The organism is Bacteroides sp. GM023, assembly GCF_014750685.1.
Lineage (GTDB): Bacteria > Bacteroidota > Bacteroidia > Bacteroidales > Bacteroidaceae > Bacteroides.
The window spans coordinates 377,800-398,271 of record NZ_JAAXGE010000005.1; the positions used below are offsets into that span (position 1 = coordinate 377,800).

Sequence of the window (20,472 nt, forward strand, 5' to 3'; positions counted from 1 at the left end):
ACTGCTCTTTTGTAATCTTGAAATCGGCACAAAAATAAAGCTGCCCTTCAAAAAGAAGAACAGCTTTACGCTTATTTGATTTATCTTCAGGCTTTATTTTACCGGAATCTTATCAATACGGTTCTGATGACGGCCACCGTCAAACTTTGTAGAGAAGAACTCTGTCAAAATCATGTCCGCTTCTTCAGTGCTGATAAAGCGTCCCGGCATAACCAGGATGTTGGCGTCATTGTGCTGACGGGCAAGATGTGCAATCTCTGCATTCCAGCAAAGAGCGGCACGAATACCCTGATGTTTGTTCAGCGTCATATTGATTCCGTTTCCGCTGCCGCAGATAGCGATACCGGGATAACATTCACCCGATTCCACTGCAAGGGCTAGCGGATGAGCATAGTCCGGATAGTCTACGCTTGCGGTAGAGTTAGTTCCGAAATCTTTGTAAGCCCAGCCTTTTACTTCCAGCCAGCCACGAACATATTCTTTTAGTTCAAAGCCGGCATGGTCGCATGCTAATCCGATTGTTTTCATTAGAGCATTGCTTTTACTTGGTTATATACGTTGTCGGCAGTAAATCCAAGTTTCTCATCCAATACAGTGTAAGGAGCAGAGAAACCGAAAGATTCCAGTCCCCAAACTTTACCGTGGCAACCTACCAAACCTTGCAAGGTAACAGGCAGACCGGCAGTCATACCGAAAATCTTGGCTTCTGAAGGAAGAATAGATTCCTGATATTCTTTGGACTGGCTGCGGAACAGACCTTCGGACGGAGCAGATACGATACGTACTTTTACACCGTCTTTACGAAGCAATTCCGTGCCGGCTACCAAAGTAGCAACTTCAGAACCGGAAGCAACCAGGATTACATCCGGGTTTTCGTCAGAACCTGCTACGATATAAGCACCTTTAGCTGCTTGTTCGTAATCTGTTCCTGAAGGCAAGCTAACGATATTCTGGCGGGAGAAAATCAAGCCTGTCGGAGTAGATGTATTTTCCATGGCAAGTTTCCATGCGATAGTTGTTTCTTCTGCGTCAGCCGGACGAAGTACCAACATAGAGTTGTGTCCCTTGTGGTTTTTCAGTTTTTCCATCAGGCGGATTTGTGCCTCCTGCTCTACCGGTTCGTGAGTAGGGCCATCTTCACCTACACGGAATGCATCGTGTGTCCAAATGAACTTCACGGGTTGTTCCATCAGGGCAGCCATACGTACGGCAGGTTTCATATAGTCAGAGAATACAAAGAAAGTACCGCAAGCTGCGATTACACCACCGTGAAGTGACATACCGATGCAGATACAAGCCATTGACAACTCAGATACGCCAGCCTGGAAGAATGCTCCGCTGAAATCACCTTTCTTGAAAGCGTGAGTTTTCTTCAGGAAACCGTCGGTCTTGTCAGAGTTGGAAAGGTCGGCAGAAGCTACAATCATGTTTTCTACTTGAGTAGCAAGTGCTCCCAATACAGTTGCAGATGCAGCACGAGTGGCACTACCAGCTTTCTGTTCAATAGCAGCCCAGTCTACTTTCGGAGCTTTGCCTGAGAAGAATACTTCCAGTTTAGCAGCCAATTCAGGGTTTGCTTTTGCCCATGCGGCTTTCACTGCATATCTTTCGGCTACGATTTTCTTCAGTTCTTCTGCACGCTTAGCATACAGTTCGGCTACTTCCGGGAATATAACGAACGGGTTGGTAGAGTCACCACCCAGGTTCTTAATTGTATTTACATAAGCGTCGCCGCCAAGAGGAGCACCGTGTGTAGCGCAGTTTGCTTCATAGCTGCTGCCGTCTGCCTTGCGTGCACCTTTACCCATTACGGTTTTACCGATAATCAGTGTCGGGCGTTCTTTTTCTGCCTGTGCTTCCTTGATTGCTGCACGGATTTCGTCTGCGTCGTTACCATTGATGGTAAGTACATTCCATCCCCATGCTTCATATTTCATGGCTGTGTCTTCAACGGTCACATCTTTCGTTTCTGTAGAAAGCTGGATGTCGTTGGAGTCATAGAACATAATCAGATTGTCCAGTCCCAGTGCGCCGGCAATACGTCCGGAACCTTGAGAGATTTCTTCCTGGATACCACCGTCCGAAATGTAAGCATAGATGGTTTGATTCATCACCTCATTGAAACGGGCTTTCAGAAATTTTGCGGCAATCGCAGCACCTACAGCGAAAGTATGTCCCTGTCCCAGCGGGCCGGAAGTATTTTCAATGCCACGCATGATGTCTACTTCAGGATGTCCCGGAGTAGGGCTTCCCCATTGACGGAATTCTTTCAATTCATCCAACGTGAATTTTCCTGTCAATGCCAGTGTGGAATAAAGCATCGGAGACATATGACCCGGGTCGAGGAAGAAACGGTCGCGTCCTTCCCAACGTGGATTTTCAGGGTCGTATACTAGAAACTCGGAGAAGAGTACATTAACAAAATCAGCACCACCCATGGCACCACCCGGGTGACCGGAATTGGCTTTTTCAACCATTGAAGCAGCAAGAATACGGATGTTATCCGCTGCACGATTCATAAGTTTGTTATCGTTCATATCTTTAAAATTTAATTGATTTCTGTCAGATTGTTGGCAAAGATAACTCTTTATGTGGATTTAACAATCCAAAAGTACTATCTTTTTTATTACCATTTTAACAGTGTTCTTGTTTGTGGTACAATAAGTAACAGCCCTTAAATTACTGTAACTCTAAAGTAACAATGGACTTAGCAGGAAGTTTTACCTTCATTGTACCTTTATTGATTTTTACCTCTTTGAAAGGTGCCGGTTTTACAATATTAGGATTTTCAAAAGAATTGTAATCGGTCAGTTTTGCAGAGGTCAGGATTTCTCCGATAGCTTTTTTCGCTTTTGTATCTCCCAAATTGATAGTAATTTCCTGTGCTTCGTCAGCATCTACATTAGAGAGTGAAATATGAATGATACCGTTCTTGTCTTTCGAAGCGGTGGCGCTTACCATAGGTACGGTGCGATTATCACGTGCATTCACCTTTTCGCAGTTCAGGTCGATAGGAAGATAGGTGGCATCCTGGTGCACTTTGTACATCTTGAATACATAATAGGTGGGAGTAAGCACCATCTCTTTGTCCTTCGTCAGAATCATGGATTGAAGTACATTGACAATCTGCGCGATGTTTGCCATCTTCAGGCGGTCAGTGTATTTGTGGAATACATCAAGGCTCAAAGAAGCTACGAATGCGTCGCGCATTGTGTTTTGTTGATACAGGTGTCCTCTGATAGTTCCCGGTTCTTCGTCCCACCAGGTTCCCCATTCGTCCAATAAAAGAGCTATTTTCTTATCCTTGTCGTATTTGTCCATGATGGCGCAATGCTTCTTGAGTACGTCTTCCACTTCCAGACATTTGCCCATTGTCCAGTAATAATCGTCATTGTTGAATTGAGTTGCGGAAGTCTTGCTGCCACTCCATCCGGTTACGGTATAATAGTGAAGGGAAAGACCTTGCATACGATGTCCTACACGGTTCATCAATACATCTGTCCAGTTGTAGTCGTAATCGCTCGCACCACTGGCAATCTTATACAGGCGGTTACCGTCATAATTACGGCAATAAGTGGAATAACGGCGGTACAGGTCTGCGTAGTATTCCGGACGCATGTTACCACCGCATCCCCAGCTTTCGTTTCCTACACCGAGGTATTTAACTTTCCATGCTTTGTCACGCCCGTTTTTGCGACGAAGATTTGCCATAGGTGAGTCCCCGTCTGATGTCATGTATTCCACCCATTTGGCAAGTTCCTCTACCGTACCGCTGCCTACATTCCCACTCACGTAAGGTTCGCAATCCAGCATTTCGCAAAGGTTCAGAAATTCATGTGTACCGAAACTATTATCCTCAATCGTTCCGCCCCAGTTATTATTAACCATCTTCGGACGGTCTGCTTTCGGACCGATACCGTCCATCCAGTGATATTCGTCGGCGAAGCAACCGCCCGGCCAACGGAGAACAGGAACAGCCAAATCTTTTAATGCGTTAAATACATCCGTACGATAGCCTTTGATATTAGGTATATCCGAATTTTCGCCTACCCAAAGCCCTCCATAAATACATGAACCCAGGTGTTCGGCAAACTGACCGTAGATTTCTTTCGGGATGATTTCTTTGCCTTGGTCGGCATGTACGGTGATGGTGGCACTCTTTTGTGCGGAAAGAGACATTGAAGCCGCCATAAGGGCCGTACTGACTAATAGTTTTGCTTTCATAAAATGGTATTGTTTAAATGATTATATAGATATTTGATGATGTCTTTCTTTTTGCTTTTATTTGAGTAAGCGTACCTCGTAAATGGCGGGTGTCCACTCTGTGCCGTCAGGACTGAAACGTATCGGATAACTGTCGGCTTTCAATTTCTGTGGCAGAAGATAGGAGAGGGTAATGAAACCGTCTTTATCTGCTTCGCTGATAGTCGGATTGACTGCCAGTTTCTCATTATTCAGGAGAATGGCTACTTTATTACGCTCATCTTTGTGTACCGTAATCATAATCCGGCTTGCTTCTTCCTTTACTTTCAGATTATAACTGAACCAACCTTTGGCACGACGGAAGTGACGGTCTTTGTTCGTTCCCGTTTCTGCCTGTTCGTATTGGATACCGTGGTCGGATTCCGGTTGTTGCTCACCGGGGAAAATCAAGTCGATAGTTTGATTGGCCAGTTCTGTTGCTTTTCTTTCGGCTATTGCCATTTCTTCCTGAATAGCTTTGAATTGTTCTTCACTTGCCTGACGGAAGTAAACGGCATAGCGGGAATTGTGCAGGCGGAAGAAGGGTACAAGTTCCAGAGACTTATTCTGTGCAGGATAAACGTTTCCATTAAAACTGAATGTCAACTGGTTTTCACTCTTCTTGTGGAGAGAGTTGCGAATTGAATTGGGATTTCCAATCAACATCGGTACTTCCTGCAAAGGTATTTGTTTGCCATGAGCGATATGTCCGCCACGGCTGTCGTCTGCATATAAACCATCGAGGTGCTCAGTGCCCGTGGATGCAGCAAGGACGATAGGACCGTATAAGAAGGCATAATAATCTTTCTTGTCGGGTATCTGCTCAAGACTGACTTCCATTGGCAGATTGAATGTAATGACATCTCCTTTTTTCCATTTGCGATGAATGGGCAGATAAACACTCTCTCCCGGACGTATGACAAACTGACTTTTCTTTCCATTGATTGTTACTGCATAATCTTTGGAATTTTTAGCCCATTCCGGAATACGTATCATCAAAGTGAGTTTCTTTTTGGGTGCTTCATCCACTCGTAATGTTACTTTTCCGTCATCAGGAAAACGAGTCTCTTGTGTCAGAGTGACTCCCTGCTCTTTCCAAGTCAGTTGTGAAGGGATGAAAAGGTTGATGTAAAGTGTATCTTTCTGATGCGCATAAATGAATTCGCCGTATTTCGTATGATTTTCCAAACCTGAACCGACACAGCACCACATGGATGTTTCCGGTTGTGAATAAACACGATAATGTCCGGGACGCATAGGAGTGAAGTAAACAAATCCGCCCTTATCCGGCTCTTGTGATGCCAAGATATGATTGTAAAGTGCGCGTTCGTAATAATTCACATAAGTTGGGTCCGGTTCATTGGCATGATATGGATTTTGGGAATTCTGATAAAGCATTTTGGTAAGCCGGAGCATATTATAGGTATTACAAGTCTCCGGTCCTTGAACATCGTTCAGCATGGAAGTGAAATTATCTGCCGGATGGAAATGTTCGCGTACGCTATTTCCGCCGATACATACAGAACGGTGATTGACTACCGTATTCCAAAAGAAGCGGGCGGCGTGATCCCATTCAGCGGCATGATTCCAGTTCTTATCATCTTGTGACAGTTCGGCAACCCGTTTGTATCCGATTACTTTCGGTATCTGTGTGTTGGCGTGCATACCTGTCAATCGGTCTTCATCTTTAATAAGCGGGTCAAGGATTACTTCATGGGAGAATCGGCGTGCCAGTTCCAGATATTTCTTGTCTCCTGTGATTTCGGCTACATCGGCGAATGTTTCATTCAATCCACCATGTTCGCTGCGCAGCATATCCTGCATTTGTTTATCGCTTAGGCCGGAAGTGATGTCAATCATCCAGTCTGTCAGGGAAATAAGCATTTGACGTGCCAAATCACTGTTGGCGTAGATATATGCGTCCCGCAATCCGGCATAAGTCTTGTGTATATTGTAGAGAGGTACCCATTTGCCGTTAAGGTCGAAACCACCGGCACGGATATTTCCTGCTTTAATTTCTTTCCAAAGTTGGAGACTTCCCGGAGTTCCTCCGATAAATCCTGTACCTACTGCTTGTTGTGCACGATAAAGCTCATCCAGCATATAGTTGAGGCGATTGTAAATAGCGGTGTCTCCCGTAGCAGCATACATCATGGAGAGTGCGGATAAATAATGTCCGCCGATATGTCCGTCCAATCCGGTATTCTCCCAGTTGGTATAACTTGGAGCTTTCGGTGTCAGTCCCGCTTCACGAAGAAAAGGGGCGAGCAGACGGTCGGGGTCGAGAGCTAGTATGTAATGTAAATCAGTCTGTTGGGCTTGTAAAAAAGGACTATCCAATAACTTTACATCCTGTAACGGGAAGTAAGACACTTGTGGAGCATTTTGCGCTTTAGCTAGTGAAGCGGATAGGATGAGTGCAAGTATGAACGAGGTGGTTTTCATAATAATAGTCTCCCCTTATCCCTCTCCGGAAGGAGAGGGGATGAGGATAGTTTATGTGAATACTTAAATATAGTTGAGAAAGGAGCAGAGAAGGCTTCCTGCGATGCAGCTTATTTAAATTTGACTGCTGCTTCTTCAATGGGCAATCCTGCCTTGTAGCTTTCGATGTATGTATTGAAACCGGCTACATCTTCGGGTGTAGGGGATACCTCGACACCGGCGTCGCCGACAAATACACTTTCATCCAGGAAATCAGCCAGAGATTGTTTCTTTTCATTGTTCACGAGGTAAGAACCTAGCAGGGCAATACCCCAGGCACCACCTTCACCGGCTGTTTCCATTACAGAAATAGGCGAATTGATAGCGGCTGCAAGTACTCTTTGACCTACTCCCTTTGTTCTGAATAATCCTCCGTGGCCTGTAATTCTGTCGACTTTGACTTTTTCTTCGTTGAACAGAATGTCGTTACCAATCTTGAGAACTCCTACTGAAGCGTATAAGTGAGTCCGCATGAAGTTTGCCAGGTTGAACTTGTCATTTGCCGAACGTACAAATAACGGTCTTCCTTCAGCAAGTCCTGTTACGGGTTCACCTGAGATGTAGTTGTACGAGAGAAGACCTCCGCAATCGGCATCACCTGTGAGCGCAATGTTATAGAGCTTGCTATAGATTTCATCCATATTTACAGGTATGCCCAGAAGCTCCTGATATTCTTTGAACAGATTGACCCATGCATTGAGGTCGGAAGTACAGTTATTGCAATGTACCATGGCTACGAGACTTCCGTCGGGAGTGGTAACCATGTCAATCATCTCGTATGGTTGTGACAACTCTTTTTCCAATACAATCATGGAGAATGAAGAAGTACCTGCCGATACGTTTCCGGTACGCTGTTTCACCGCATTGGTTGCAACCATGCCGGTTCCTGCGTCTCCTTCCGGCGGACAAACCGGTATTCCTGCCTTCAAATGACCTGATACGTCGAGCTTTTTGCTTCCTTCCGGTGTGAGGACACCCGCATTTTCACCTGCTGATAATACTTTAGGCAGAATATCCTGCAATTTCCAGTTATATTCCTTCGACGCAATCAGATTGTCGAATTTCGCCACCATTTCAGCAGAATAGTTGTTGGTAGTCGGATCTATGGGAATCATACCCGATGCGTCGCCTATGCCTAATACCTTTTCACCTGTTATCTGCCAATGTACATAACCTGCAAGAGTTGTCAGGAAATCAATGTCCTTGACGTGAGCTTCGTTGTTCAGAATAGCCTGATACAAGTGTGAAATGCTCCATCTTAGAGGGATGTTGTAGACAAATAGTTCAGATAAAGCTGCTGCTGCCTGACCTGTATTGGTGTTTCTCCAAGTGCGGAAGGGCACAAGGATTTCTTCTTTTTCGTTGAATGGCATATAACCATGCATCATGGCACTGACACCGATGGCTGCCAGGTTTTCGATTTCTATGCCATATAAGTTCTTTACGTTAGAGCGAAGGTCGGCATAGCAATCTTGCATTCCGTTCCATATGGCTTCAATGCTATACGTCCAAAGCCCGTCGACTAACTGGTTTTCCCAAGTGTGGCTTCCTTGAGCAATGGGCTTGTTTTCCTGGTCAATCAAGACAGCTTTTATTCGTGTCGAACCGAGTTCTATACCAAGAATGGCTTTACCTGCCTCGATGGTTGATTTTGCATCTAATTTCATGTTGATTAGTGTTTAGTGATTAGTGATTAGTGATTAATAGCTACGCAATGTGCTGCATAGTATTCATCACTAATCACTACCCCGTTAATCGTTAGCAAAGCGCTTTATTCAGCATATAATAAACTTCGTTCATACGGAGTTCTTTCTTAAAGCAACTGATAGTCGTATCCTTGTTGATATGTACCATTTCGATACCAGCGATTTCAGCGTAATCTTCCCAGTATTCGGCTGTCAGGTCGTAAGAGAAGCAAGAGTGGTGAGTACCACCTGCCAAAATCCATGCACCTGCACCTACTTCAAGGTTAGGCATCGGAATCCAAAGAGCGGAAGCAACCGGCAATTTAGGAAGCGGCTTCGGTTCGATACATTCTACATCGTTCACAATCAGACGGAAACGGTTACCCATATCTACCACAGTAGCAGTACAGCCTGTTCCTGTTTTTGAAGTGAATACAAGACGTGCAGTCTGGCTCTTGCGAATACCTATACCGAGGAAGTGTACTTCCAGGCGAGGTTTGTTGGCTGCGATAAGCGGGCAGATTTCCAACATATGTGATTGAAGGATAGAGCTTCTTGCACCATCAAAGTTCAATGTATAGTCTTCCAGGAAGGAACAACCTTTAGGAAGTCCCTGGTTCATTACCCATACAGTGCGGTAAAGAGCAGCCGATTTCCAGTCGCCTTCAGCACCGAATCCGTAACCTTCTGCCATCAGGCGTTGAGAAGCCAATCCCGGAATCTGGTCGAAACCATTATATTCTATGTCACCCAAATCGTCGAAGTTGGTTGTGAAACCTTTAGCACCTTTCACTTTCAGGATAGCACGCATAGCAAGTTCAGCTTTCGCTGCGTTCCATACTTTTTGGTAAGCTTCAGTCGACTTGTCTTCCAAAGAAGCATCATGGTCGTATTCCTTGAAATAAGTAGCTACCAATGCATCTACGTCAGCATCTTTAATATCTTTGTGATATTCCATCAATTCACTTACCGGGCAGTAGTCTACGTGGTAACCCATGCGTTGTTCAGCTTCTACTTTATCACCGTCAGTTACAGCTACATTATTCATCTGGTCGCCGAAACGAATGATAAGCATATCCTGTGAATCTGCCCAACCTGCGCAAACACGCATCCAAACGGAAATTTTATGCAGTGTTTCTTCTTCTTTCCAGTAACCTACTACCACTTTGCGACGGATACGCATACGAGTACAGATGTGTCCGAATTCACGGTCGCCATGGGCTGACTGATTCAGGTTCATGAAATCCATATCCATTGTATCCCAAGGAATTTCCTTATTGAACTGAGTGTGCAGGTGCAGCAACGGTTTCTTCAACTGTTGCAAACCATGAATCCACATTTTAGCAGGAGAGAAAGTATGCATCCAAGTGATAACACCGATACATTTTTCATCGTTATTGGCTGCTTTAAAAACTGTTTCCACTTCTTTGGAAGAATTGGCAGTTCCCTTATATACTACTTTAACAGGAAGTTTACCGGATTCATTCAGTCCGTTAACCATTTCATTAGAGTGTGCGTCTACTGCGATTACTGCGTCACCTCCGTACAAAAGCTGTGCTCCTGTTACGAACCATACTTCATATTGATCAAATGCGTTCATATCTTTACTTGTTTTACTATTATTAATCGTATAAATTGAATTACTTAATTATTGTCCGTAGTAAGCGTTCGGACCATGCTTGCGGCTGAAATGTTTCTCTATCAGCAGCGGATTCATTGTTAAATTCGGATTAACGGCATAAGCGATGCTTGCCATTTTTGCCACCTGCTCCATTACTACAGCATTGTGTACTGCATCATGCGCATCCTTTCCCCAAGAGAAAGGGCCATGATTCTTCACCAGGACTCCCGGCGTATGTACAGGATTCAATCCTTCGAAACGTTTTACAATCACGTTTCCGGTTTCCAGTTCGTAGGCACCTTTCACTTCCGCTTCCGTCATGTCTGCCGTGCAGGGAATGGCATCATGGAAATAATCCGCATGAGTGGTTCCGATATTCGGAATATCACATCCGGCTTGCGCCCAGGCTGTCGCATAGGTAGAATGAGTGTGTACCACTCCACCGATTTCCGGGAATGCCTTGTAGAGTACTACATGAGTAGGAGTATCTGAGGATGGCTTCAGCCGTCCTTCGACGACATTGCCATCCAGATCCACTACTACCATATCTTCTGCTTTCATATCATCATAGCTTACACCACTGGGTTTTATCACTACCAAGCCGCTTTCACGGTCGATGGCAGATACATTTCCCCAAGTAAAGATGACTAAACCATGCTTTACCAATTCGAGATTGGCATGAAATACTTTTTCTTTCAGTTCTTCCAGCATACTGGTTATAATTTAAATTTCGGGTCTTTGCGATAAACCTTGCTGTTATATTTGTACAAGGCTGCACCGCGTTTAGAACATAACTTATCTATTTTGTCCGTCTTTTCTATATAATCCATTCCGGCGACGCGCTTACGGAAATTCCGTTTGTCCATTTCCTCACCGTAAATGGCTTCATACAGACTTTGCAATTTAGACAAAGTGAAGAGCTTCGGCAATAAGTTGAAACCGATGGGTTCGGAAGATGCTTTCTGTTTCATTAACTCCCGTGCTTTTGTCACCATCTCGGGATGGTCGAAAATCAATGGGGGGAGTTCGTTGATATTTACCCAGTAAGCATTATGTTTCTTTACCAGTTTCCGGTCATATTCATTGATGTTGATTAATGCGTAGTATGCAACAGAGATTACCCGTTCTCCCGGGTCACGATTAACCGCCCCGAAGGTTCCCACTTGTTCCATATATACATTTTCCAGTCCGGTAAGCTCCGCTAATACTCGCTTGGCAGCATCGTCCACGCTTTCATCGTTTTGCACGAATCCGCCCATCAGTGACCATTCGCCCATTGCCGGCTCGAAGTTTCTTTTCAGTAGTAACAGGTTTAATTCCCCTTCGTTAAAACCGAAGATGATACAGTCGATACCAAGATAAAAGGTAGGGTTCGAACTATAATAGTTGTTCATTGTTTTGTTAATATGAGTTTTTATTTAATTACCAGAAATACCAATAGAAGGCAGCAGTGATAGCCAGGATAATTACTGTATGGATAATATCCCAGTGATTCCAGCTGGCACGTGTAGCTGCTTTTTGTTCTTTAGTAGCCGTACCGAAAACCAATCCCTGGATTTTTTCAGCTGTCGGGGCTTCTGTTGCCAGGCTGACTACGATTACTACGATAATACAGAACAGGAACATCCATCCGCAGAAGAACAACCAGTTCATATCATAGAACAGATACTTGAATGTAGAATCTGCCACTTCACCTGCATTACTGTAATATACTTTAGCACCCAGGCGAGTCAAACCGATAACCATACCGGAAATCAACCCCCACATACCACCTTGGGCAGAAGTGCGTTTCCAGCAGATACCCAGTAAGAATGCAGCGGCAATACCCGGAGCCAATACAGACTGAACATCTTGCAAATAGGTATAAAGCACGTCACCTACACTACGCATGATAGGAATCCAAAGAATACCTAAGATTACGATAACGATGGTTGCAATCTGACCAATACCTACCAGTTTCTTTTCCGGAGTTTCCGGTTTGAAACGTTTGTAGAAGTCGATAGTAAACAACATGGCGGATGAATTGAACAAAGAAGCCAAAGAGCTCATCAAAGCAGCAAGAATACCACATACTACCAAGCCTTTTACACCGGCCGGAAGCAATTTAGCAACTAATGTCGGGAAAGCGGCATCAGCGTTTGCAGTACCGTTAGCCAGCATCGGAAGGAAACCTTCGCCACCTGCGCCGATATATTTCTGATGCAAAGCAAATGCAATCATACCCGGAATCAAGAATAAGAATACAGGCAATAGTTTCAGGTATGCGCCGAAGATAGTACCACGGCGTGCTTCTTTCTCATTCTTACCGGAAAGTACACGCTGTACGATGAACTGGTCAGTACACCAGTACCAGAATCCGATGATGGCAGAACCAATCAAAGCACCCAGCCAAGGGAAGTTCGGATCATCATTGCTACGAATCAGGTTTGTCATTGTATCTCCGTGATCATTGACAGTTACCGCACCACAAATTCTCATCATTTCGTCCCATCCACCCAATTCTTTGAAACCAAGTACAAGGATAATCAATGAACCTAGCAGAAGAATAGGAGTCTGAAGTACGGAAGTGTACAATACAGATTTCATACCACCGAAAATTGTATAAAGTGCAGTCAGTAGAACTAGACCGATTGCTGCAATCCAGAAGAAGTCGATTCCCCAAAGTTCTTTGATACCGAATACCTGTTGGAATACCAACCCACCGGCATATACAGTAACAGCTACTTTTGTCAATACATAACTTACCAAAGAGATGACTGACAGTATTGTGCGTGATTGAGGATTATAACGGCGTTCAAGGAATTCCGGCATTGTATATACCATGCTTCGTGTGTAGAATGGCACGAATACCCATCCGAGAATCAAAATCATCCATCCCTGAATTTCCCAGTGTGCCATAGCCATACCACTGGAAGCTCCGGCTCCTGCGAGTCCGATCAAGTGTTCCGAACCGATGTTCGATGCGAAGATAGAGGCACCGATTGCAAGCCATGTTGCGTCACGTCCACCTAAGAAATAATCTGCCGAGTCATTTTGTTTTTGTCTGACTACCCAAACAATAATACCGATTAGAGCCAAAAAGAAGACTCCAATTACTAGCCAATCTAATGCTTCCACAATAAATATGATTTATAAGTTTATATTATTTCTCTACTGAGAATTTGAAAATACATTCGCTGTTGTATGTTTGTCCCGGTTCTAAAACCACTGAAGGCCAGTCTGCCTTGTTTGGGCTGTCAGGATAGTGCTGTGTTTCCAGGCAAACGGAAGCACGTTGGTTGTAAACGATACCTTTCTTGCCGGTTACGGTTCCATCGAGGAAGTTACCTGTGTAAACCTGGATACCCGGTTCGTTGGTATATACTTCCAGGGTAATGCCACTTTCAGGAGAAGTCAGTTTGGCTGCTACCTGCGAAATGTCGCCCTTTGTGTTCAATACCCAGTTGTGGTCGTATCCGTTTCCGTTCTTCAACTGAACGAAATCGTAGTTGTTGATTTCCTGTCCTACTGCTTTCGGAGTAGTGAAGTCCATCGGAGTGTCTTTTACCGAAGCAATTTCACCTGTTGTCATAAAGGTGCTGTCTACCGGAGTATAGTAGTCTGCATTTACATACATAATATTATCGGTTGAAGCTTTCGACGGATCACCGGCCAGGTTGAAGTAAGAATGGTTGGTCATGTTGATAATCGTCTTTTTATCAGTAGTAGCGCTATACTTGATGTCGATAGCGTTGTCTTCAGTCAGTTGGTAAGTCACTTTTGCAGTCACGTTGCCCGGGAAGTTTTCGTCACCGTCCGGTGAGATGCGAGTCAGCTCCAGTGTCATCGGGTCAACGAGATTTGCTTCGTAAACCTGATATTGCCAGCCTTTCGGACCGCCGTGCAGACAGTGACCGAAGTTATTCTGCGGCAATTGGATTGTATCGCCATCCAGAACAAAGCGTCCCTGGTTGATACGGTTCGCATAGCGTCCGATAGAAGCACCAAAGTCGCTCGGCACATTGATATAGTCAGCAATGCTGTCAAAACCTAAAACGACATCCTGCATCTTTCCGTTTTTGTCCGGCACCATGATAGACACGATACGTCCTCCGAAGTTAGTGATGCATACTTCCATGCCTGCCTTATTCTTTAATGTATAAAGATTCGTTTGGGCATTATTCACTTCTGTTTGAAAATTTACCGGGTCAAGACCGGATAAAGTCAGCTCGGAAGCCGGCTTGTTATTGCACGCAGCTAGCATCAGTGCGGCAATTCCTGCAAGTAGAAAATGTTTTTTCATGGTTTTATTTTTAATGTAAATGAGATGCTTATCTTATTTCGGGTGTAAAAGTAACACTTTAGTTTGGTGTATCAAATACACTCTTATGTGTTATGCAACATAAAAGAGAAAAAAATACTTCTGAATATCAAAAATCTTTCTTTTCATGAGAGTCTTTCGTCAACTTCCTCCACCTCTGGAAAGCCCTCATCAAACTATCCTCCTCCACCGTTCCCTCCATATTATAATGTTCCACAAAAGCTTCCATTGAGCGTTTGAACATAATTCCATTTTTGAACTTGTTTTCTAGAAGAAATCCGTAGAGTTCCGCTTTCATCTCCATTTCAATTTCCTTTTCTATGATCAATGCGCTGTCTTGCCCGATATAATTATATACTTCCGGATTTTTACCGTAGTTTTGATTGGGTAGGACAAACGTGATATTTCCTGTTTCTTTCCAGGAGACTTTAGGTGGATGTGGAACGGATAGTTGATGGAGGAAATGATAGATAGGAGTGATATGGGAGAGATGGATGGGAACCGGTTTGCTTGAAGAGCTGGGCGAAGAAGGCGAAGAGCGGCTTTCGGATTCGGGTTCTAAACTTTGTACGTAACGCGCGTACATATACCTTGCCAGATATGGCTTGATGGTAATCGTAACTGTAACCATGGGATTTTAATTTTCAATTGTAAATAAATATTATATGCATCAGACCGCTTCGGGTCATGAATTCCGTTTTGTTTGTTGAGAAAAATCCCATGGTTACGGGGACGGAATTCTGCTTTTATAAGAAATTGAAAATCAAATAGTTACAAATGCCTTTTTTGGTTTTAAACCAACGGGCCGTTCCTTTAAAACCAACGACCTGTTTCTTTAAAACCAAGAGGGTGTTCCTCGGTGAGAAACGAGTGGTTGGTTAAAACCGAAGTGCAAAACTAGGGTGAATATTCGTATTTTTCAAAATGAAGACAATTCTGATTGATATTAGTATGTAATGAAATGAGATTTATTTGTTCCCAATTAAAATTGCGCGCATATACGCGGGGAGCAATGTTGATAAATAGTACAGTTTTTGCGTATTGAACGTTTAACAAAGTTTATTACAAACAGGCATTTTGCCTTTGCCTCTCTTTTTTTGCGTGTCTGCCATGTTTTATCGGGTATCTGTTTCGTTGTTATCACCCTTCTTGAATTAGATAAAATTAAGACTTGCTGACAGGCGGGGATGGGATTTTCAAATTTTCGCCCTATACTTGTATATAAAATAACCAGTGATATAAAATGATGAGTAAGAATGGATTTAGCCGATGTGGGGAACTATACATCGGTCGTTTACAGAAAGAAGGACGCTTTTCTACAGCGCATGTCTACAAGAATGCCCTTTTGTCTTTCAGTAAGTTTTGCGGTACGCAGAACGTGTCTTTCAGGCAAGTTACCCGTGAGAGTTTGCGTCGTTATGGACAGCATCTTAGCGAGAGTGGTTTGAAACCCAATACGGTTTCTACTTATATGCGTATGCTGCGCAGTGTTTACAATCGTGGGGTAGAAGCTGGGAATGCTCCGTATGTTCCCCGTTTGTTTCGTGATGTGTATACCGGAGTCGATATCCGGCAAAAACGGGCATTGCCTGTGCCTGAATTACATAAGCTTCTATATGAAGATCCTAAATCAGACCGTTTACGACGGACGCAGGCTATTGCAGCACTGATGTTCCAGTTTTGTGGGATGTCTTTTGCCGATCTGGCACATATGGAAAAGTCTGCTTTGGATCAGAATATCCTTCGATATAGTCGGGTCAAGACCAAAACTCCAATGAGTGTGGAAGTGTTGGATACTGCCAAAGAGATGATTGACCAACTTCGGAATCATCAGCCTTCCCGTCCGGACTATCCCGACTACCTGTTTGATATTCTTTTGGGTGACAAGAAGCGTAAGGATGAGCGTGCTTATCGTGAATACCAGTCTGCTCTCCGTCGGTTTAACAACCATCTGAAGGGATTGGCAAAAGCCCTACGACTGACATCTCCGGTCACTTCCTATACTCTTCGACACTCTTGGGCTACAACTGCCAAGTACCGCGGAGTTTCTATTGAAATGATTAGTGAATCTTTGGGGCACAAGTCAATCAAGACGACGCAGATTTATTTGAAGGGATTTGAATTACGAGAACGTACAGAGGTGAACAAGATGAATTTATCTTACGTTAAGAACTGTCAATTAGGACGGTTGTAGATATCTAAAATATTAATAATCAGTATTAAAATATGTATGTTACTTCTTAGGTAACAGATTTAAATTCGATACAAAGATAGACAAAAACACAAATAGAAAACAAATAAAAACTCACTTTTTTTAGTTTTATCTGAAATATAAGGCAAAAAAGACTCTGAACATGAAAAAACATTATCTTCATGTCCTGCTACCGATATACCATATTTCCATATGAATATACCCCTCTCCCAGAGTGCAAAATCCTTCTACCACGTATTTGTCGATGTTTTTCACTGCTCTCATTTAGTTTGAATTTGAATGTGTGCTTTTCCGTTACCTAAGAAGTAACGGACAAACATGGGGTAAAAAAGTATGATTCTAAGAAAAGAAGGAACTTTAAGTGCTGGGCCTAAAATTGGGACAGGGGAAGGCGTAGCACACTCTAAACGCTGGTATGTTGCTATGACCAGAATGCATCATGAGAAGAAAGTGCAGGAGCATTTGGAGAAAATGGGGATTGAAAGTTTTATACCTGTTCAACAGGAGATTCATCAGTGGAGCGACCGCCGTAAATTGGTCGAGACAGTATTACTGCCAATGATGGTCTTTGTGTATGTCGATCCGAAAGAACGCAAGGAAGTCCTGTCACTATCTACAGTCAGCCGATACATGGTAATACGAGGTGAGAGTAGCCCGACTGTAATTCCAAATGATCAAATGGCTCGTTTCCGTTTTATGCTTGACTATTCTGAAGATGTCATTTCTATGAATAGTGCTCCATTGGCACGTGGTGAAAAAGTTCGTGTCATCAAAGGTCCTTTAACAGGACTTGTAGGGGAGTTTGTTACAGTAAATGGTAAAAGCAAGATAGCTGTCCGGTTGAATATGCTGGGATGCGCTTGTGCGGATATACCTGTAGGGTATGTGGAACCGATAAATCATTGAGAAAACAAATGGAAAAGACATTGAAGGGTATAATACAATATGCCCGTAAGAATTATTTCAGTTACTGGATAATTTTAGGCATTGACACGGCAATATCTGTATTATGTTCATTGGTAGCTTATGCCGTCATTCATTATATGGCACATGTTCCAATGAGCGATTGGTTGCTTTGTCAGTTTATTTGCGTCTCTTTAGTGGCAAGTATTGCGGGAGCTCTGTTATTTCATACCTATCGTAACACCATTCGTTTTTCTCAGGCACGTGAACTTTGGCGCATTATGTGTGCTGTACTATTCAAAGTCGGATGTTTATTAGTAATTTCTTTTTGGATTATATCCGAATCCCAATTACAATATAATTATAAAACCGCCTATCTTCTATTTGACGGCTTGATGACATTGGCAGCATTAACCACTTTTCGTGTCTCACTCATTATTGTTTATGACCTTCTGCTGGATTGGATGAATAAAAAGAATACCCGTATTCTTATCTATGGTATTGATGAAAAGAGTGTAGCCTTGAAACTTCGTCTCCGGGATAGTGCACACTATAAGGTTGTAGGTTTCTGTATATATGGAAGGAATAATAGTAGACGTCGCCTGACAGATCTTCCTATTTATTACTTTGAAAAAGAAGAAGATATTGACTGTATCATGCGAAAACGTGGTATTCGTGGCATTTTATTTGCCCGTTACGAAGATACCCGTTTAGAGGAAAATCGTCTTCTGGAATATTGCAAAAGTAATGCGCTTAAAACTCTGATTGCTCCTACTATTAGTGAAGCGGACGCTGATGGCAACTTTCATCAATGGATACGTCCTATTAAAATTGAAGATTTGTTAGGACGTGCTGAAATCAACATAAATCTTCGGCAAGTTGCTGAAGAATTTAGAGACAAAGTCGTATTGGTGACTGGTGCTGCGGGTAGTATTGGCAGTGAACTTTGCCGTCAGTTAGTGCAGATGGGTATCCAAAAACTCATCATGTTCGATTCCGCAGAGACTCCTTTACATAATGTCCGTCTTGAATTCGAGAAAAATTATCCTACTATAAATTTTGTTCCTGTGATTGGTGATGTACGTGTGAAAGAACGTGTACGCATGGCATTCGAGCTTTATCATCCTCAGGTTGTGTTTCATGCCGCTGCATATAAACATGTACCATTGATGGAAGAAAATCCTTGCGAAGCTGTGCTTGTCAATGTAACCGGCTCTCGCCAGGTAGCAGACATGGCGGTAGAATATGGTGCGGAGAAAATGATAATGGTTTCTACGGATAAGGCTGTGAATCCTACGAATGTGATGGGATGTTCCAAGCGTCTGGCTGAAATCTATGTGCAGAGTTTAGGCTGTGCTATCCGTGAAGGAAAACTGAAAGGACATACCAAATTTATCACTACCCGTTTTGGTAATGTGCTGGGTAGTAATGGTTCGGTGATCCCTCGTTTTAAGGAACAGATCGAAAACGGTGGTCCTGTCACAGTCACCCATCCTGATATCATTCGCTTTTTCATGACCATACCGGAGGCTTGCCGTTTGGTAATGGAGGCTGCTACGATGGGCGAAGGTAATGAAATCTTTGTCTTTGAAATGGGAAAAGCAGTGAAGATTGTCGATCTGGCGACTCGTATGATTGAATTGGCGGGTTATCGTCCGGGTGAAGATATAAAGATTGAGTTTACAGGCTTACGTCCCGGTGAGAAACTTTATGAAGAGGTATTGGGTGACAAGGAAAATACGATTCCGACGAAGAATGAGAAAATCATGATAGCGAAGGTGCGTCGCTATGAGTATTCCGAACTGTTGGATACTTATGCGGAGTTTGAGAGATTATCCCGTTCGGTAAAGATTATGGATACTGTGCAGTTGATGAAGAAAGTTGTACCTGAGTTTAAGTCGAAGAATTCGCCGAAGTTTGAGGTGTTGGATAAGTGATTAGATGCGCTCTAGGAAGTTTGTAAAATGGTATACAAAAACATGTTCAATCTCGAAAAATCATAGCTGACTGTATAACATGTCGTGCGGTCAGCATGTTTGCCAATGATATTGAGGCAAACAAGGAAAAACTTACTTAGGTGCTTGTTGTCCGATAACCTTTCCCAATTAAAAAATCCACGATATATTAAATTATATCTGCTTGAAAATAAAATAAACAGTGAAGATATTGAACTTTTACAATTAAAAAAAATCGATAAATACTATGAAAGGAATAGTTTTAGCCGGTGGTTCAGGCACTCGTCTGTATCCTATCATCAAAGGAGTGAGTAAGCAGTTGCTTCCTATCTTTGACAAACCAATGATTTATTATCCGATTTCAGTCCTTATGTTGGCCGGAATCCGTGAGATCCTGAACATTTCCACTCCTTACGATCTTCTGGGCTTCAAGCGTCTTTTGGGCGATGGCTCCGATTATGGAGTACGGTTTGAATATGCAGAACAACCCTCTCTGGACGGTCTGGCACAAGCCTTTATTAAATGAACTGGGATTGGAATAATGCCATATTCCTTTCCGGTAATTTAAATAACTAATAAATACTAATCACAGTGGAAATAATCCAAACTGCTATAGAAGGCGTTGTCATCATTGAACCCCGCCTTTTTAAAGATTCTGCGTGGATTTGCCCATGGCTTTGTTGTCCTGACGGAAGAGGTTATTTTTCAATATAAATGTGACAACTTCTATGCTCCTCAATGCGAAGGTGCCCTGGCTTGGGATAATCCCGCATTGAAAATCGACTGGAAGGTTCCTGCTGATCAAATAATCCTTTCCGAGAAAGATAAAACACCACGAACGCCTGGAAGAAGCAAGTTGGTTATTCGATTATAACGAAAATCTGTATTAAGTTCAATGAATATCCTGAATATCATATTGTCAATCTGGATAAACTGACTTATGCGGGAAGTTCGGCAAATCTGAAAGATATTGAGAAACAGTCTAATGGGACTTGTGTAAAAGCTGATATCTGTAACTTTGATAAAATAGCGGGATATACTATTGATTGGTTTTATAAAAACTGGCGGTT

General features: G+C 43.1%; 14 protein-coding genes and 3 pseudogenes. 6 read left to right on the forward strand and 11 right to left on the reverse strand.

The genetic code is table 11. The annotated features are described in order from the left end of the window. Positions 1-93 precede the first annotated feature (93 nt). The 11 genes from rpiB to HC965_RS12545 all read right to left on the reverse strand — a co-directional run bounded on the left by rpiB (position 94) and on the right by HC965_RS12545 (position 14,963). On the reverse strand, positions 94-528 hold the full coding sequence (gene rpiB, locus HC965_RS12495) for a ribose 5-phosphate isomerase B (protein WP_044656153.1): 435 nt from the start codon (positions 526-528) through the stop codon (positions 94-96). After that, the gene (locus HC965_RS12500) at positions 528-2,537 is read right to left on the reverse strand and encodes a transketolase (RefSeq protein WP_191031764.1); all 2,010 of its coding nucleotides are present in this window, start codon (positions 2,535-2,537) and stop codon (positions 528-530) included. The genes rpiB and HC965_RS12500 overlap by 1 nt, the downstream gene beginning before the upstream one ends. A 142-nt stretch (positions 2,538-2,679) precedes the next feature. Then, positions 2,680-4,224: an alpha-N-arabinofuranosidase gene (locus HC965_RS12505; RefSeq protein WP_191031765.1), complete on the reverse strand. Its 1,545-nt coding sequence runs from the start codon at positions 4,222-4,224 to the stop codon at positions 2,680-2,682. 57 nt (positions 4,225-4,281) lie between these two features. Next, positions 4,282-6,687, reverse strand: coding sequence for a glycoside hydrolase family 127 protein (locus HC965_RS12510; RefSeq protein ID WP_191031766.1), 2,406 nt, complete (start codon positions 6,685-6,687; stop codon positions 4,282-4,284). A gap of 110 nt (positions 6,688-6,797) precedes the next feature. Then, positions 6,798-8,393, reverse strand: coding sequence for a xylulokinase (locus tag HC965_RS12515; protein ID WP_191031767.1), 1,596 nt, complete (start codon positions 8,391-8,393; stop codon positions 6,798-6,800). Positions 8,394-8,484: 91 nt separating this feature from the next. Beyond that, positions 8,485-10,011 carry an L-arabinose isomerase gene (gene araA, locus HC965_RS12520; RefSeq protein WP_191031768.1) on the reverse strand — a complete coding sequence of 509 codons (1,527 nt, stop codon included), beginning with the start codon at positions 10,009-10,011 and terminating at the stop codon, positions 8,485-8,487. A 48-nt stretch (positions 10,012-10,059) separates the two neighbouring features. Beyond that, complete coding sequence (locus HC965_RS12525; RefSeq protein ID WP_191031769.1) at positions 10,060-10,743, reverse strand: L-ribulose-5-phosphate 4-epimerase; 684 nt, start codon at positions 10,741-10,743, stop codon at positions 10,060-10,062. Positions 10,744-10,748: 5 nt separating this feature from the next. Further along, positions 10,749-11,426 carry an NUDIX domain-containing protein gene (locus tag HC965_RS12530; protein ID WP_191031770.1) on the reverse strand — a complete coding sequence of 226 codons (678 nt, stop codon included), beginning with the start codon at positions 11,424-11,426 and terminating at the stop codon, positions 10,749-10,751. Between the two features lie 28 nt (positions 11,427-11,454). Then, positions 11,455-13,149 (reverse strand): sodium:solute symporter, encoded by a 1,695-nt coding sequence (locus HC965_RS12535; protein ID WP_191031771.1) that lies wholly within the window; start codon positions 13,147-13,149, stop codon positions 11,455-11,457. Positions 13,150-13,174: 25 nt separating this feature from the next. Then, positions 13,175-14,314, reverse strand: a complete 1,140-nt coding sequence (locus HC965_RS12540) for an aldose epimerase family protein (protein WP_191031772.1) — start codon at positions 14,312-14,314, stop codon at positions 13,175-13,177. Positions 14,315-14,441: 127 nt separating this feature from the next. Continuing rightward, a complete protein-coding gene (locus HC965_RS12545; protein ID WP_191031773.1) occupies positions 14,442-14,963 on the reverse strand; it encodes a hypothetical protein in 522 nt (173 codons plus the stop codon). Positions 14,964-15,575: 612 nt separating this feature from the next. On the opposite strand from HC965_RS12545, the gene HC965_RS12550 reads away from it, so the two are divergent. From HC965_RS12550 to HC965_RS26685, 6 genes and pseudogenes are all read left to right on the forward strand, one after another. Beyond that, a complete protein-coding gene (locus HC965_RS12550) occupies positions 15,576-16,526 on the forward strand; it encodes a tyrosine-type DNA invertase cluster 3b (RefSeq protein ID WP_191031774.1) in 951 nt (316 codons plus the stop codon). Positions 16,527-16,877: 351 nt separating this feature from the next. Further along, a complete protein-coding gene (locus HC965_RS12555) occupies positions 16,878-17,450 on the forward strand; it encodes a UpxY family transcription antiterminator (RefSeq protein ID WP_191031775.1) in 573 nt (190 codons plus the stop codon). 8 nt (positions 17,451-17,458) lie between these two features. Continuing rightward, positions 17,459-19,384, forward strand: a complete 1,926-nt coding sequence (locus HC965_RS12560; protein ID WP_191031776.1) for a nucleoside-diphosphate sugar epimerase/dehydratase — start codon at positions 17,459-17,461, stop codon at positions 19,382-19,384. A gap of 265 nt (positions 19,385-19,649) precedes the next feature. Next, a pseudogene (locus tag HC965_RS12565) lies at positions 19,650-19,922 on the forward strand (sugar phosphate nucleotidyltransferase); the annotation flags it as partial. A 132-nt stretch (positions 19,923-20,054) separates the two neighbouring features. Next, positions 20,055-20,292: pseudogene (locus HC965_RS12570) on the forward strand (dTDP-4-dehydrorhamnose 3,5-epimerase family protein); the annotation flags it as partial. A 4-nt stretch (positions 20,293-20,296) separates the two neighbouring features. Next, a pseudogene (locus HC965_RS26685) lies at positions 20,297-20,431 on the forward strand (dTDP-glucose 4,6-dehydratase); the annotation flags it as partial. Between the last annotated feature and the right edge of the window lie 41 nt (positions 20,432-20,472).